The organism is Pseudomonas fluorescens (assembly GCF_000730425.1).
Taxonomy (GTDB): domain Bacteria; phylum Pseudomonadota; class Gammaproteobacteria; order Pseudomonadales; family Pseudomonadaceae; genus Aquipseudomonas; species Aquipseudomonas fluorescens_X.
Genome location: NZ_CP008896.1, coordinates 242,655 through 255,298, shown reverse-complemented (window position 1 = coordinate 255,298; position 12,644 = coordinate 242,655). Strand labels below are relative to the sequence as shown.

At 58.2% G+C, this 12,644-nt stretch carries 12 protein-coding genes and 2 pseudogenes; 9 read left to right on the top strand and 5 right to left on the bottom strand.

The genetic code is table 11. The annotated features are described in order from the left end of the window. The first annotated feature begins 114 nt into the window (after positions 1-114). Positions 115-447 carry a hypothetical protein gene (locus HZ99_RS00880; RefSeq protein ID WP_038440596.1) on the top strand — a complete coding sequence of 111 codons (333 nt, stop codon included), beginning with the start codon at positions 115-117 and terminating at the stop codon, positions 445-447. Here HZ99_RS00880 and HZ99_RS00875 read toward each other — a convergent pair. After that, positions 440-2,053: a hybrid sensor histidine kinase/response regulator gene (locus HZ99_RS00875; RefSeq protein WP_038440594.1), complete on the bottom strand. Its 1,614-nt coding sequence runs from the start codon at positions 2,051-2,053 to the stop codon at positions 440-442. The genes HZ99_RS00880 and HZ99_RS00875 overlap by 8 nt on opposite strands. A 113-nt stretch (positions 2,054-2,166) precedes the next feature. Here HZ99_RS00875 and HZ99_RS00870 point away from each other — a divergent pair, with 113 nt between their 5' ends. From HZ99_RS00870 to HZ99_RS00865, 3 genes and pseudogenes are all read left to right on the top strand, one after another. Beyond that, a complete protein-coding gene (locus HZ99_RS00870; protein WP_038440591.1) occupies positions 2,167-2,769 on the top strand; it encodes a LuxR C-terminal-related transcriptional regulator in 603 nt (200 codons plus the stop codon). Between the two features lie 123 nt (positions 2,770-2,892). Further along, positions 2,893-3,084: pseudogene (locus HZ99_RS29095) on the top strand (ASCH domain-containing protein); the annotation flags it as partial. Positions 3,085-3,237: 153 nt separating this feature from the next. Beyond that, positions 3,238-3,684 carry a GNAT family N-acetyltransferase gene (locus HZ99_RS00865; protein WP_038447749.1) on the top strand — a complete coding sequence of 149 codons (447 nt, stop codon included), beginning with the start codon at positions 3,238-3,240 and terminating at the stop codon, positions 3,682-3,684. Between the two features lie 108 nt (positions 3,685-3,792). On the opposite strand, the gene HZ99_RS00860 is transcribed toward HZ99_RS00865, so the two are convergent. Next, positions 3,793-5,652, bottom strand: a complete 1,860-nt coding sequence (locus HZ99_RS00860; protein WP_038440589.1) for a calcium-binding protein — start codon at positions 5,650-5,652, stop codon at positions 3,793-3,795. Between the two features lie 166 nt (positions 5,653-5,818). Further along, the gene (locus HZ99_RS00855) at positions 5,819-6,919 is read right to left on the bottom strand and encodes an alkene reductase (protein WP_038440588.1); all 1,101 of its coding nucleotides are present in this window, start codon (positions 6,917-6,919) and stop codon (positions 5,819-5,821) included. A 198-nt stretch (positions 6,920-7,117) separates the two neighbouring features. Here HZ99_RS00855 and HZ99_RS00850 point away from each other — a divergent pair, with 198 nt between their 5' ends. Then, positions 7,118-7,609, top strand: coding sequence for a GNAT family N-acetyltransferase (locus HZ99_RS00850; RefSeq protein WP_038440587.1), 492 nt, complete (start codon positions 7,118-7,120; stop codon positions 7,607-7,609). Positions 7,610-7,619: 10 nt separating this feature from the next. Here HZ99_RS00850 and HZ99_RS00845 read toward each other — a convergent pair. Then, a pseudogene (locus HZ99_RS00845) lies at positions 7,620-7,877 on the bottom strand (YgcG family protein); the annotation flags it as partial. A gap of 174 nt (positions 7,878-8,051) precedes the next feature. Here HZ99_RS00845 and HZ99_RS00840 point away from each other — a divergent pair. The 4 genes from HZ99_RS00840 to HZ99_RS00830 all read left to right on the top strand — a co-directional run bounded on the left by HZ99_RS00840 (position 8,052) and on the right by HZ99_RS00830 (position 12,240). Continuing rightward, positions 8,052-8,867, top strand: a complete 816-nt coding sequence (locus tag HZ99_RS00840; RefSeq protein ID WP_038440583.1) for an alpha/beta fold hydrolase — start codon at positions 8,052-8,054, stop codon at positions 8,865-8,867. Then, positions 8,857-10,017, top strand: a complete 1,161-nt coding sequence (locus HZ99_RS00835) for a PAS domain-containing sensor histidine kinase (protein WP_038440580.1) — start codon at positions 8,857-8,859, stop codon at positions 10,015-10,017. Before HZ99_RS00840 ends, HZ99_RS00835 begins: the two co-directional genes overlap by 11 nt. Positions 10,018-10,297: 280 nt before the next feature. Beyond that, positions 10,298-11,077 (top strand): GNAT family N-acetyltransferase, encoded by a 780-nt coding sequence (locus tag HZ99_RS27475; protein ID WP_080727640.1) that lies wholly within the window; start codon positions 10,298-10,300, stop codon positions 11,075-11,077. A 29-nt stretch (positions 11,078-11,106) separates the two neighbouring features. Then, positions 11,107-12,240 carry an acyl-CoA dehydrogenase family protein gene (locus HZ99_RS00830; RefSeq protein ID WP_051902970.1) on the top strand — a complete coding sequence of 378 codons (1,134 nt, stop codon included), beginning with the start codon at positions 11,107-11,109 and terminating at the stop codon, positions 12,238-12,240. On the opposite strand, the gene HZ99_RS00825 is transcribed toward HZ99_RS00830, so the two are convergent. Beyond that, positions 12,231-12,614 (bottom strand): hypothetical protein, encoded by a 384-nt coding sequence (locus HZ99_RS00825; protein ID WP_038440578.1) that lies wholly within the window; start codon positions 12,612-12,614, stop codon positions 12,231-12,233. The genes HZ99_RS00830 and HZ99_RS00825 overlap by 10 nt on opposite strands. Positions 12,615-12,644: the final 30 nt, after the last annotated feature.

Here is a 12,644-nt window from a genome sequence, read left to right as displayed (position 1 = left end):
GGCCGGCGCTATATTCCCCGGCAACCCCGATGCTCCCCGCCAGCACGTCGAACCCGCCGTGCAAGGGATCGTTGTGCGTAGAAAAAACCAAAACAACCCCAAGGAAGAAGCACCATGAAACTGCACTCCCCTGTCACCCGTCTCACGCTGTTGGGCGCCCTGATGTTCGGCGTTGCCGGTTGCAGCAATATCAAGCCCACCGAAGACCATCTCAAGACCCTCTCGGAAACCAACCTCGGCGAGCCAGTCAAGCGTGTTTCCAATGTACGCAGCGACTCCATGACCACCTATTACATCGCCAGCACCGCTTCCGGTGACTACAACTGCTCTGTGCCCAGCGGTGCCAGCGGCGGGATGTTTGCAGTGGCCAGCTTCGGCCTGATGAAACCCGCCGCCTATTGCCAACCCAAGGGTGCCCGGGGCAACCCGCTGATGCCGCTCAACTGATAACCGCCTGTTGGCCGAGCGCTCGTAGCGCACCCCGCAGCTCGGCGGGGCGCACGGGCTTGGACAGGATAGCGATCTGGCGGTCATGCAATGCCGCCTGGATCTTCTCTACGTCATGCCCGGTCAGAATCAGCGCCGGCACCGCCGCGCCGCGCTGTGCGCGCAGTTGGTCGATGCACTCGATGCCGGTGGCCTGGTTGCCCAAGTCATAGTCGGCGACGATGATGTCGCAATCGCTGACCAGGTTATGCCCGCTCGACTCCGCCTGCACCTCGCACCCCCAGCGTTCCAGCAGCGCCTGAGTGGCCAGCAGCACGTTGTGGTCATCTTCCACCAGGCACACTTTCAGCCCCGTCAGCAGCCCCGCCTGGCGTGCATCGTCACGCACCACGGGTTGATGGGTGGCGGTTGCCAGGGGCAAGCCGCGCAGGCTGACCGAGGTGCCACGGCCCAACCGTGAGCGCAGCACCACCTCCATGTCCATCAACTGCCCCAGGCGCTTGACGATGGACAAGCCCAGGCCGACGCCTTCAACGTCCTTGTCACGCAGGTGGCGGACGCGATAGAACTCCTCGAAGACCCGGGGCAGATGCTCCTCGGCAATCCCCCGCCCCTGGTCGTGAATCTCCACCATCAGCCCACCCCCGTGCCGGCGCACGCCAATCAGCACCGGGCGCTGGCCACCGTACTTGAAGCAATTGGAGAGTACGTTCTGCACCATGGTGGTCAGCAACGCCGGATCAACCCGTACCCAGTGCGCGCAGGGGCGCAGGCGCAGCTCCACGCCTGCCCAGCGCGCAGCTTCGGTGTTCTGGCGCAGTAAATCGGCAAGCAGCTCGCCCAGGTGGATGACCTGATACTTGGGTAGCAACTGGCCGTTGTCCAGGGTGTAGAGGTCGAGGATGGAGCGGAACAATTGCGACACGTTGAGCAGCGAACGGTCGATATTGTCCACCAGCCGCTGCGCTTCTTCGCCCAGGTGCGCTTCACGCAGGCACGCGGTAAACAGGCCGATAGAATGGATGGGCTGGCGCAGGTCGTGGCTGGCCTGGGCGAGGAAGCGCGACTTTTCAAGGTTGGCGGCGATGGCTTCTTCAGACGCCTTGCGCGTGCGCTCCAGCAGCAGGTGGGCGTAGATCGGGATCACCGTGCTGGTGATCATCAGCATCAGCACCATAAACGGCTGCGCCTGCCACAGCGGCGTCAGTCGGTACACCATCAGCAGCGCCAGCAACGCCAGGCCCGTGGCAATCGCCAGGTAACGCGAGCCATAGCGCATGCCGTTGCCGAGGTTGACCCAGACCATCACCGCATACAGCGGCAACGCTGCCTCACCGCCCACCACCAGGCCGAACGAGGTGCCGGTGTAGTCGTGGACCATCCCGAAAACCCGCCGCGCAGGGTAGTGCCCGGGCCAGCGCGCGATTACCTGGCGCAGCACAATCGAGGCCAGCAGGAACAGGCTGATATAGATAATCACCGGCACATAGCGGTCTATCGACTGCCCCGGCAAAAAGCCCAGCAGGCTGATGTACACGATGGCGCAGGCGGCGACCACGATACGCAGGTTGGCTTGGTCCAGTTCGGCGTCTTTCTCGAACTTCATGGAGAACGTCCTTGTACAGTCATCGTCATATCTGCGCGCCGGGCAGGCAGGTGGCGGGCAGAGTGTTAAAGTAGCACGCCACAGGACAACCTGGCCCCAGGGAGGAGCACACCATGACATGCCGGATCATCATCGCCGACGACCATCCAATGTTTCGCGAAGGCATGCTGCGCACCGTGCAACGCCTGCTGCCCGAGGCCTGCGTGGAACAGGCCGGCGACCTCGATACGGTGCTGCACATGCTCAAGGGCGGCAGCGAAGTCGACACGCTGATCCTCGACCTGCGCTTCCCCGGCCTGACCTGCATCAGCCAGTTGGGCGAGCTGCGCCAGCAACTGCGGCGCACCACGTTGATCGTGGTGTCCATGGTCGATGACCCGCTGTTGATCGAACAGGTGATGGCAATGGGTGCCGATGGCTTTATCGGTAAAAACATCGCGCCTGAAGAAATCGGCCAGGCCCTGCTCGCCATCCGCCAGGGCGAGGTGCTGGTCAAGTTCGCCCCCTCGGGGCTATTGCCCCTGGATACCAACACCCTGACGGCGCGCCAGCAGGAGGTGTTGCGGTTGATCGCCCAAGGCAAGACCAACAAGGAAATCGCCAAGGCCCTGGATATTTCGCCGTTTACCGTGCGCATTCATGTGTCTGGGTTGTTGAGAAGCCTCAACGTGCCATCGCGAGCGGCGGCAGCCGTCAAATACAGCCCACTCCTGTAGGAGCCGGCTTGCCCGATAGCGGTGTGAAGATAGACCGCTCTCACCGGCAAGCCGGCTCCTACAATCGGTGGTGGCAAACAGTCACCTTTCACTGAGGACAACACCATCAAAGCCCTCTCCATCGTGCATCCCAACGGCAGCCGTATCGCCTCAGGCGAAAAAACCCTGGAAATCCGCCGCTGGCGGCCAGCGCTGGATCCTTCCCAGGACCTGCTGATTGTCGAGAACGGGCGTTTCCTGCACGCCGAAGGCGATCAAGACGAAGACGGTGTGGCCGTTGCCATTGTGCGGGTGAAAGCGGTCCGGGCATTCATCCCCGATGACGTACCCGCGGCCTGCGCCAGCTATTTTGAAGAGGGCTGGTTCGCCTGGGAACTGAGTGATGTTCGACCGCTCCCCCACCCCTTCAAGGCCCTGGCGGCGCGGGGGATCTACGATATTGAATTCATGGGCCACAGCGAGAACTGCATGAACAGCCACATCAGAGTTGCTAGCGCGACAGACATCGACGCCATTTTCGACATTCGCACCCGCGTCAAGGAAAACCACCTGTCCCACGAGCAATTGACAGACCAGGGCATCACCCCTGAAGCCATCCTGCACGCCATGCAACAAGCCCCCTGCGTGTGGATCGCAGAAGTGGATGGCGTGGCTGCCGGCTTTTCCATGGCCGATGTCTACGATGGCTGCGTATTTGCGGCGTTCATCCTGCCCCAATTTGAAGGGCACGGGCTGGGCCGCCAGTTGATGGAACAGGCCGAAGCCTTGTTGTTCCAGCACCATCGGCAGATCTGGCTCGAAACCGCAGAAGCGAGCCGGGCCAATGGCTTTTATCAACGACTGGGTTGGGTCGTGATGGAGCGGTTGCCAGGGGGAGATGTTCGGATGGAGAAACGCCTGGAGCAATCGCTGTAGATTGCCGGCCACCACACAGATAACACGGCAGTAACCACTAACGACATGAAGAGACACGGCGATACCTTCTTTTGCAAGAAGGTATCGCCGTGAGAGCAGGCTCTTTACTTAAGCCAGGCTGAGCATATCCGCGGTCAGATTCGCCGGGCTGAAGCCCACCAGAGTGACGCTACCGTCTATCGTCTGGATCACCGTGTCATTGTCTTGCTGGCTGGCAGCACTGAGCACGGCATCGACAGAGGCAAAGAGCGACTTGGAAAACACCAGTACATCCAGCCCGTTCTGGTGAATGTTGAAGTCGCTGATCCGATCCTGGCCAAAGCCTGCCTGGTCGAATACAAACACGTCACTGCCAACGCCACCACTGAGCAGGTCATTGCCCTGGCCGCCCACCAGGATATCGTTGCCGGCGCCGCCGTAGAGCTGGTCATTGCCAGTGCCGCCCAGCAATGTGTCATTGCCCTCGCCACCGTGGAGCAGGTCATTGCCGGCGCCACCGCTCAGTGTGTCGTTACCGGCCTGGCCAAACATCAGGTCACGGCCGCTGGTACCGATGAGGCTGTCGGCCTGCGCCGTGCCTTCAATGGCTTTGTTGTACGACTTGTCTGAGCCGAACCAGCCTTGATAATCCAGCTTGTCGCTGGTCACGGCATAGGCCGGGGTCAACACTTGACCGACGCTGCTGAGAAAGCCGCCGACAAAGGGCAATTGGCTGGTTGCAGTGGCCAAGGCCGTTTCAAACTCAACGAACTCAACGCTGTGCAGTTCCTTGAGCCCGTATTGGCCGGTCGTGTCGTTGAGAAACAACGTGCCGTCGCTCAGCTTGACCGCTTCGTAGTTCGCCACGGCACCTTTGAGAAACACCTTATCGCTGCCCGCGCCGCCGGCAACGATATCGGTTCCAGTGCTGACCCTGAAGCTGTCGTCGCCGGCAAATCCATCGAGGAAGTCATCGCTGCGACCATCCTGTAGCTTATCGCCGCTGGCAGTCCCTAGCAGGAACGCCGGCGTGCCGTAGTGGTTGGAGGTCGCGGTGGCTTTATCGCTGACCCAGGTGAAGCTGCGGCTGATGGGGTCGAGATTGCTGATGATGATGGTGCTGTCCTGCTCGATATGATCGTAGAACGTCGACTGGCTGATGGTCTGGATGGGGTTGATGAAAATGCCTTCGAGGTGGGCAGCCCAGCCTGTCAGGTTGGCAATGGAGAAAGGGCCGTTGGGCCAGGTAGGCAGTGCATAGATCGTGTCAAACAGCACGATGTTGTCGGTGGTCGAGGTGTAGTTGATATCACTGCCGGTCAGGGCATCGATGGCGGCGCTGCCCAGGTTGGTTTCTTCGCCGATAAGTCGATGCACCACGTCGTTTTCAAAGCCGAAGTTGAAGATGCCGCTGTCGTTGCCGACTTTGGGCGACTCCATGCCAAAGTAATCCGAGTCTTTGAAGAAACCGTCTGCCAGCGTGTCCTTGGTCAGGAACATACCGTTGGTCACCGCACCTCCCTGGCTGTAACCGGTAACCAGCACGTCCTTACCACTCAAGTTCTTTGCAACGGCGTAATCCTTGATGGCATCGAGCAGGTAATCAAAACCGTTGATATAGGAGTTATCGATCATCGCTGGCCAACCAATCAGATCGATCGGTGAGTTAGTGCCGGCTATGGAGAACGCCATTTTAGTCAACTGGCCACTACTGTCGTATTGCCCGAACACCCTGGCCTGGGCACCGAAAACACCCCCACCCGTGAAACTCCCCGTAATGTCCAGACGGCTGTTATCGACATCCAGCTCACTGGCATTAATCTCACGCCAACCTTTGGGCAGGGAAAAGCTGTTGCCCTCTCCAAGGATCGCCCCGGGTATGTTGTACAGGGCCCCCACGGTGGCGGTCCCACTGGTGTAGGTAGCCAGGGTCCAGGCATCCGAGATGAGTGTACGTGCGTCCTGTCCTTTATAATCAAATATCGCCATGATCTATTATTTCCTGTCAGTAAAAACAATTAGTTATCTAATCAGGTATTTTTTATTACGATCAAAACTTCCAATCCAGGCCCTGAACATTCAATAACTGCTTATTAAACTCTGGGCCTGAACTCAAACTGTATATCACGATATATCCAGATTTCGGAACACTAAGTTAAGAAGACAAGTAAGTTGGGTAGTCGGTATAACCTTTGGCATCGCCGCCGTAAAACAGTGCCGGGTTGGCCTGCGCCAGAGGCGCGGCTTGGCGGATACGTTCCACCAAGTCCGGATTGGCAATAAATGAACGCCCCATGGCGATAGCATCCACCAGCCCCTGAGCGAGTAACGCCTCTCCTCGCTCGGCATCGTAGTTACCGCACACAATCAACGGTTTTTGAAACGCTGAGCGCAAACGCTGACGAAAACCCTCGGGGTAGGCCGGGCCGCCGGTCCATTCCCACTCCGCCACGTGCAGGTAAGCGATATTGCGTTGATCAAGCGCCTGGGCCAAAAACAACACCATTGCTTCGGGCTCATCATCCTGAATGTCACTGATCGTTCCCCACGGAGACAAGCGCACCCCTACGCGGTCGGCGCCCAGGTCCTCAATCAATGCATCGACTGTTTCCAGCAGGAAACGGGCGCGATTTTCCACTGAGCCGCCATAAGTGTCTTGACGCTTATTGGTGCCTGTCGCCAGAAACTGATCAAACAAATAGCCATTTGCACCGTGCACCTCGACAAGGTCAAAGCCGGCAGCCATAGCATTGCGGGCCGCCTCGACAAAGCTGCGTTTGACGGCCTCGATATCCTCAAGTGTCATTTCCCGTGGCTGCTCGGCAAGTGCCATCAGGCCCGAGCCGTTACCGTCCGGGATGAAAACTTGTGCCTGGGCCCGAATAGCAGACGGCGCGACAGGCACCTCTCCCGGCTCCTGCAAGGAGGCGTGGGACATACGCCCCACATGCCAGAGTTGTGCGGCAATCAGCCCGCCGGCCTCGTGCACGGCATGGGTGACTTGTTTCCAGCCAGCAACCTGCTCGCTTGAATAGATACCGGGGGTGTAGGCATATCCCTGGCCCTGGCGGGAAACCTGTGTGCCTTCGGTGATAATCAATCCAGCGCTGCTGCGCTGGGCATAGTAGAGCGCGTTTAACGCCGTAGGCGCATCGCTTCCATGCTTGGCTCGCGATCGTGTCATGGGAGCCATGACGACGCGATTTTTCAGGTCCAGGCGACCCATTTTCAGCGGGGAAAGCAGCAGGTTGTGCATTGCATTGTCCTCGGAGCTAAGTTGCGCTTAGGTAAAGCCTATTTATTTAGCGATGATTACAAATTAAAATACACCTAGCAAGCCAGTGTTTTTTGATCACCCATAAACGGCTTCACCCAAGCTGTGCAGAGGGATTTGCGCGCAGGCACTGCCCCGCTATCATGCAGCCCTCATTCAACTGCCCGCCCCTGGATCCCCATGCCCGCCCTCACCTTGCGCAACGCCACGCCGGCAGATGCCGCCCGCTGCTACGAGATCGAAATCAGCGCCTACGAGGGCGATGAAGCTGCAACCCTGGAGAAGATCGCCACGCGCATCGCGCTCTACCCGCAAGGCTTCCTGATCCTGGAGGCGGACGGTCAGGTGCTGGGCTTTATCAACTGTGGTTGCGCCCATGACGTGGTGATGTCGGATGAGGACTTCAAGGAATTGGTAGGGCACGCGGCGGATGCGCCGAATGTGGTGATCATGTCGGTGGTGGTGGACCCGGCGCATCAGGGCAAGGGGCACTCCACGTACTTGATGGAGGCATTTGTGTCGCGTATGCGCGCGATGGGCAAGCAGACCCTCCACCTGATGTGCAAGCAGCAGCATGTGCCGTTGTATACGCGCCTGGGGTACCAGTACGTGCAGCCCTCGGCGTCAGACCACGGCGGGATGGCTTGGCATGAGATGGTGATGACGCTCTAGGCTCCGGGCCTCACCAACTCCCCGAAGCCCCACCGCCACCGCTGGAGCCGCCACCGCCGGAAAACCCACCGCCGGAGCTTGAGCTGGAACTTGAGCTTGAACGGTCGCTGGAGCCAGAGCCAGAGCCCGACCCTCCTGCACCCTGGCCATAAATGAACAGCGCTGCAAAAGAGCTGATGGGCAAGGCGAACAACCAGCCTTCAAGCCCCATCTCCAGCAAGTACCCCGCCGCGCCATATACCCCCAGCACCAGCACCGTTTGCGCCAGGGCCAGCAGGCCCAAGGCCGATTGCCGCAAAAGCCGCCCCATACTTCGTTAGCTGACGCTTGCTCCTGAAAGCCCCGACTTTACCCTATCGACGCTATACCTAGTGACCCCATGCAATTGACTCTCTAAACTGACGCCACAACCACATAGCAACACGCCACTACGAGCACGTCCATGGACCTTCGGCATCGCAACAACGTCAACGTAGTGGGCAACGGTTCCTCGACCCTGGTGTTTTCCCATGGCTTTGGCTGCAACCAGGCCATGTGGAGTTACCTGCTGCCCCATTTCATCCAGCGCTTTCGTGTGGTGCTCTATGACCTGGTAGGGGCTGGCCTGTCTGATCTTGGCGCCTACGACAAGCAAAAATATGCCTCCCTGGCCGGCTATGCCGCTGATCTGAACGAGATCATCGATGAGTTTGCCAGTGGCCCGGTGATCCTCGTAGGGCACTCGGTCAGCGCCATGATCGGCACACTGGCCGACCGCGCAGCCCCCGGGCGCATCGCCGCCCATGTGATGATTGGTCCTTCGCCCTGCTACATCGATACCGGTGACTATGTCGGCGGGTTCAAGCCCGAAGATATCCAATCGCTGCTCGACACCCTCGACAGCAACTACCTGGGTTGGTCCAGCACCATGGCCCCAGTGATCATGGGCGCGCCGGGGCAACCGGCCTTGAGTGAAGAACTGACCAACAGCTTCTGCCGCACCGAGCCTGAAATCGCCAAGCACTTTGCACGGGTGACGTTTTTGTCGGATAACCGTGCCGACATCAACGGCCTCGCGACCCCCACATTGATCCTGCAATCGAGCGATGACTTGATCGCCCCGCTCTGCGTGGGCGAACACCTGCACCGGGTGTTGCCCCACAGCACGTATTGCCTGATCGACAATGTGGGCCATTGCCCGCATATGAGCGCAGTGCCAGCGTGCGCGGCTGCGATGGATAGTTTCCTGATGCCCTGGGCAGTTGCCCATGGCGAATGACGAGGCGCTGTTCAACGGTGCCGCCTGTGCGCTGGCCGTCACCACAGAAGACGGCACGATCCTGCGGGCAAACCAGTGTTTCAGCGACTGGCTGGGTATGACTGCAACCGAGTTGCAGGGGCAGCGCTTCCAGGATCTGCTGACCATGGGCGGGCGGATTTTCCATCAAACCCACCTCGCCCCGTTGATGCAGGTGCAAGGCAGCATCACCGAGGTCAAACTCGACCTGCGCCATCGTGACGGCCACCCCGTGACCATCCTGCTCAATGCCGTCAAACGCGACCACGCCAACGGCACACGGCATGAACTGGCCCTGTTCGGCACCACCGACCGCGACAAGTACGAACGCGAGCTGCTCAACGCACGCAAACTGGCCGAAGCCTTATTGTTGGAAAAGACCGCCGCACAAACCGCGCTCCAGCAGGCCCAGGCCGAACTCAACCACGCCTATGCCAAGGCACAACGCCGGGCGCTGTTTGCCGAGCAAATGGTCGCCATCGTCAGTCACGACCTGAAAAACCCGCTGACCGCGATCAAGATGGCGTCCGACTTTCTCGCCCGTGGCGAGCGCACCGCCAAGGAAACCCAATTGATTGGCCATATCGGCCAGTCATCGGAGCGCGCCCAACGGATGATCGCCGACCTCCTGGACTTCACCCAGGCACGGGTCGGCGTTGGCATTGGCGTCACCCCCAGCCCGCTGGACCTGCATGACGTGACGCGGCGCGCGGTGGATGAACTGCGCATGGCCTTTCCCCTCGCCACCCTCGCGCACCACACCGTAGGGACTGCCGACGCTTGCTTGGATGGCGACCGCCTGCAACAAATCATTGGCAACCTGGTGGCTAATAGCGTGGCTTATGGCGACCTGCAACAACCGATCACCATTACCTCGCGACTGGACCACGAAGGGGCCAGCCTCTCGGTGCATAACCATGGGCCGGTGATTGCTGACTCGCTGATGAGTGTACTGTTTGAACCCATGACCCGAGGTACCGACCAGGACACCGAGATGCGCAGCGTCGGACTGGGGTTGTTTATCGTGCGGGAAATCGCCAAGGCCCATGGCGGTGATGTGATGGTGAGCTCACAGGTGGGCAGCGGTACTACGTTCACCGTGTGCTTCCAGACGCCCTTCGTCGCTCATTGAATACACACCGGCCCCTCATACACCGACTGTAAACGCATAGCGTTTTTTAGTAATGCCTGCAAACGTTGGTTCTATACGACAAACGCTCGTAATGGAATTATTCCGTTCGCGGTAAAAACATGCTTTCGCCCTTAATTAATTCCCTAAAAATAACTCTACCCAAATCTTAGTAATAGCGCTCCTGAAACCTTCAGACTTTCCTTATGTCACCCCTCTAAATGGCAAGCTAGCATTTCAACCACTATCTAATCGGATTACAAAAAACCACAAAGGAAGTCACATGCAACCAACTAAAGCACTCAGTGACAGCCCCTTAAACACAAACACCCACCGCTCGACATTAACGGTAAGCCTTGCCAGCACACAAGAAGAAGTGCGTGAAGCACAACGTCTACGCCATAAAGTATTCAATGAAACTTTCCATATTTCGACGTCTGCCAATTCTGATGGTCTAAACATTGATGCATTTGACGACTATTGTGATCATTTAATTGTACGTGACCCCCAAACATCATACGTAGTCGGCACATACCGCGTGATGAGCCCGACGGCCGCGCAACGCATGGGACGCTTTTACTCTGAAGAGGAATTCGACCTGAGTCGCTTAAAACATCTACGGATGCGTATAACCGAAGCGGGGCATGCCTGTGTCCATCCGGACTACCGCAGTGGTAGCGTCATCATGTTGTTGTGGGCGGGTTTAGCAAGGTATTTGCGACGTGAGCGCTGTGATTACCTGATGGGTTGCGCCAGCGTTAGCCTGGCTGATGGAGGGCACAATGCCGCTGCGTTGTATCACACGTTCACTGCGAAGAACTTTGCCCCCGCCGACTATCACGTCACCCCACACCACCCATTTCCAGTGCATGACCGGGACGCCCGGGCGACGCCACAGATGCCGCCACTGTTAAAGGGCTATTTGCGTAGCGGAGCTTGGGTGTGTGGTGAGCCGGCCTGGGACCATGATTTCAACGTGGCCGATTTCTTTATGTTGTTGCCACTTTCCAATTTGGACAGCCGTTATGCGCGTCATTACTTGAAAACTGAAACTCCAATATAACTTTCAAAGCCCTGAAGAATTTATCTGATATGTTTTTACATGAAGAAAGAAACACCACCTTCGAACTGATGCCGGACATGGCATCTTTCCTTGAAACGTCCTCACTGCTGGATCTTGAACGCGCAGAGTCTCAACAATTAGCCGATATGTTTCGCCGTGTCGGCCATCCTGCGCTCACCATTGCCAAAGAACTCGGTGGCGAGGGTGTCAGCGCATTAAGTATGGCGCAGTTGCACACTTGGGTCGGTGCACGCTGCCCTTCTCTGGCAATCATGATGACCATGCATCACCACACCGTCGCGGGGATGATGGCCGCCAGGCATTTTTTTCCCGATATTCAGGGCCTGTTAGGCCTGATTGCACGCGACAATCTATTAGTCGCTTCTGGATTTGCGGAAGGCCGCACAAATACGCCCATCTTAGAATCAACAATGGCCGTTGAAAAAAACCTCGAAGGTTACATCGTCAATGGAAGCAAGAAACCTTGCACGCTGACACATCACTTCGACATCATTACTTTTGGCGTCAACTACGTTAATCCTGAAGGTCAGGCCCAAGTCGGCATTGGTGTGGGTTTTGCTGAAGACCCCAGTATCGAGCGGAAAAAATTCTGGTCCGTACCGCATTTACAGGCCGCGGACAGCCACGAAGTCACGTTCAATAACTTGCTGGTTCCCGAAGCCATGATGTGTTTCAGCACCGCCGTCGATGATCAACTCGACGATGCCCAACACGGAACCGGCAACCATTTGTTCGCCATCTGGTTTCAACTGCTGGCCAGCGCTTCCTACCTGGGGATGGCATCTGCTCTGGCAGCACGCGCATTGGCAAACAATAAAGGCTCACCAGATGATCGAGCCACACTGCTCATTGATCAGCAGGGAGCCACCATGGCCTTGCGCGGCCTGGCGGCTTCGATTGATGCCCACCGGTTCTTGCGCAGTGACTTGGCGCGGGCGCAAGCAACCCGGTTCTCTATCCAGGACGCCGTGAACCGCATCAGCACTCGCGCCTTCGAAATCCTGGGAGGCATGGCCTTTATGTCCTGCGAAGACGTCGCCTATCTAAAGGTTGCCACTGGTTTGCTGGCATTCCACCCGACATCCAGGCTTGCCAGCACGCACTTCCTGTGTGAGCAACTCGGTCAACCTGCCTACGGGTAACTCAGCGTCACCAGGTACGCCCCTGAACGCAGCGGTCTGCCTGCCTCATCGCTCAAGCTGTACTGGCGATTGAAGTAACGACCATCGTCCGTTGCTTCAGTCACCAGTTTGACCTTGACCACTGAGTGATCCAGCGCACTGACCGTGCGCACCGGCTCGACGCCGTAGGCACTGATGTTGCCCCCGGATGCAGACGTCGGACAACCACTGAGTGCCAATGTCGACCCGCTCCCACTGCCCGCCGCGCAAGTCGCCTCGACGATGCTGCCATGGAACTGGATAACACCTTGAGCGACGGTCGTGGACGCTTGACCACTGCCGCTGACGAGCACAAAAAACAGGCTGATACCGACTGCCAAACGTTGACTGCTCATATTGAACGCTCCTGGGTATGTACCCATCAC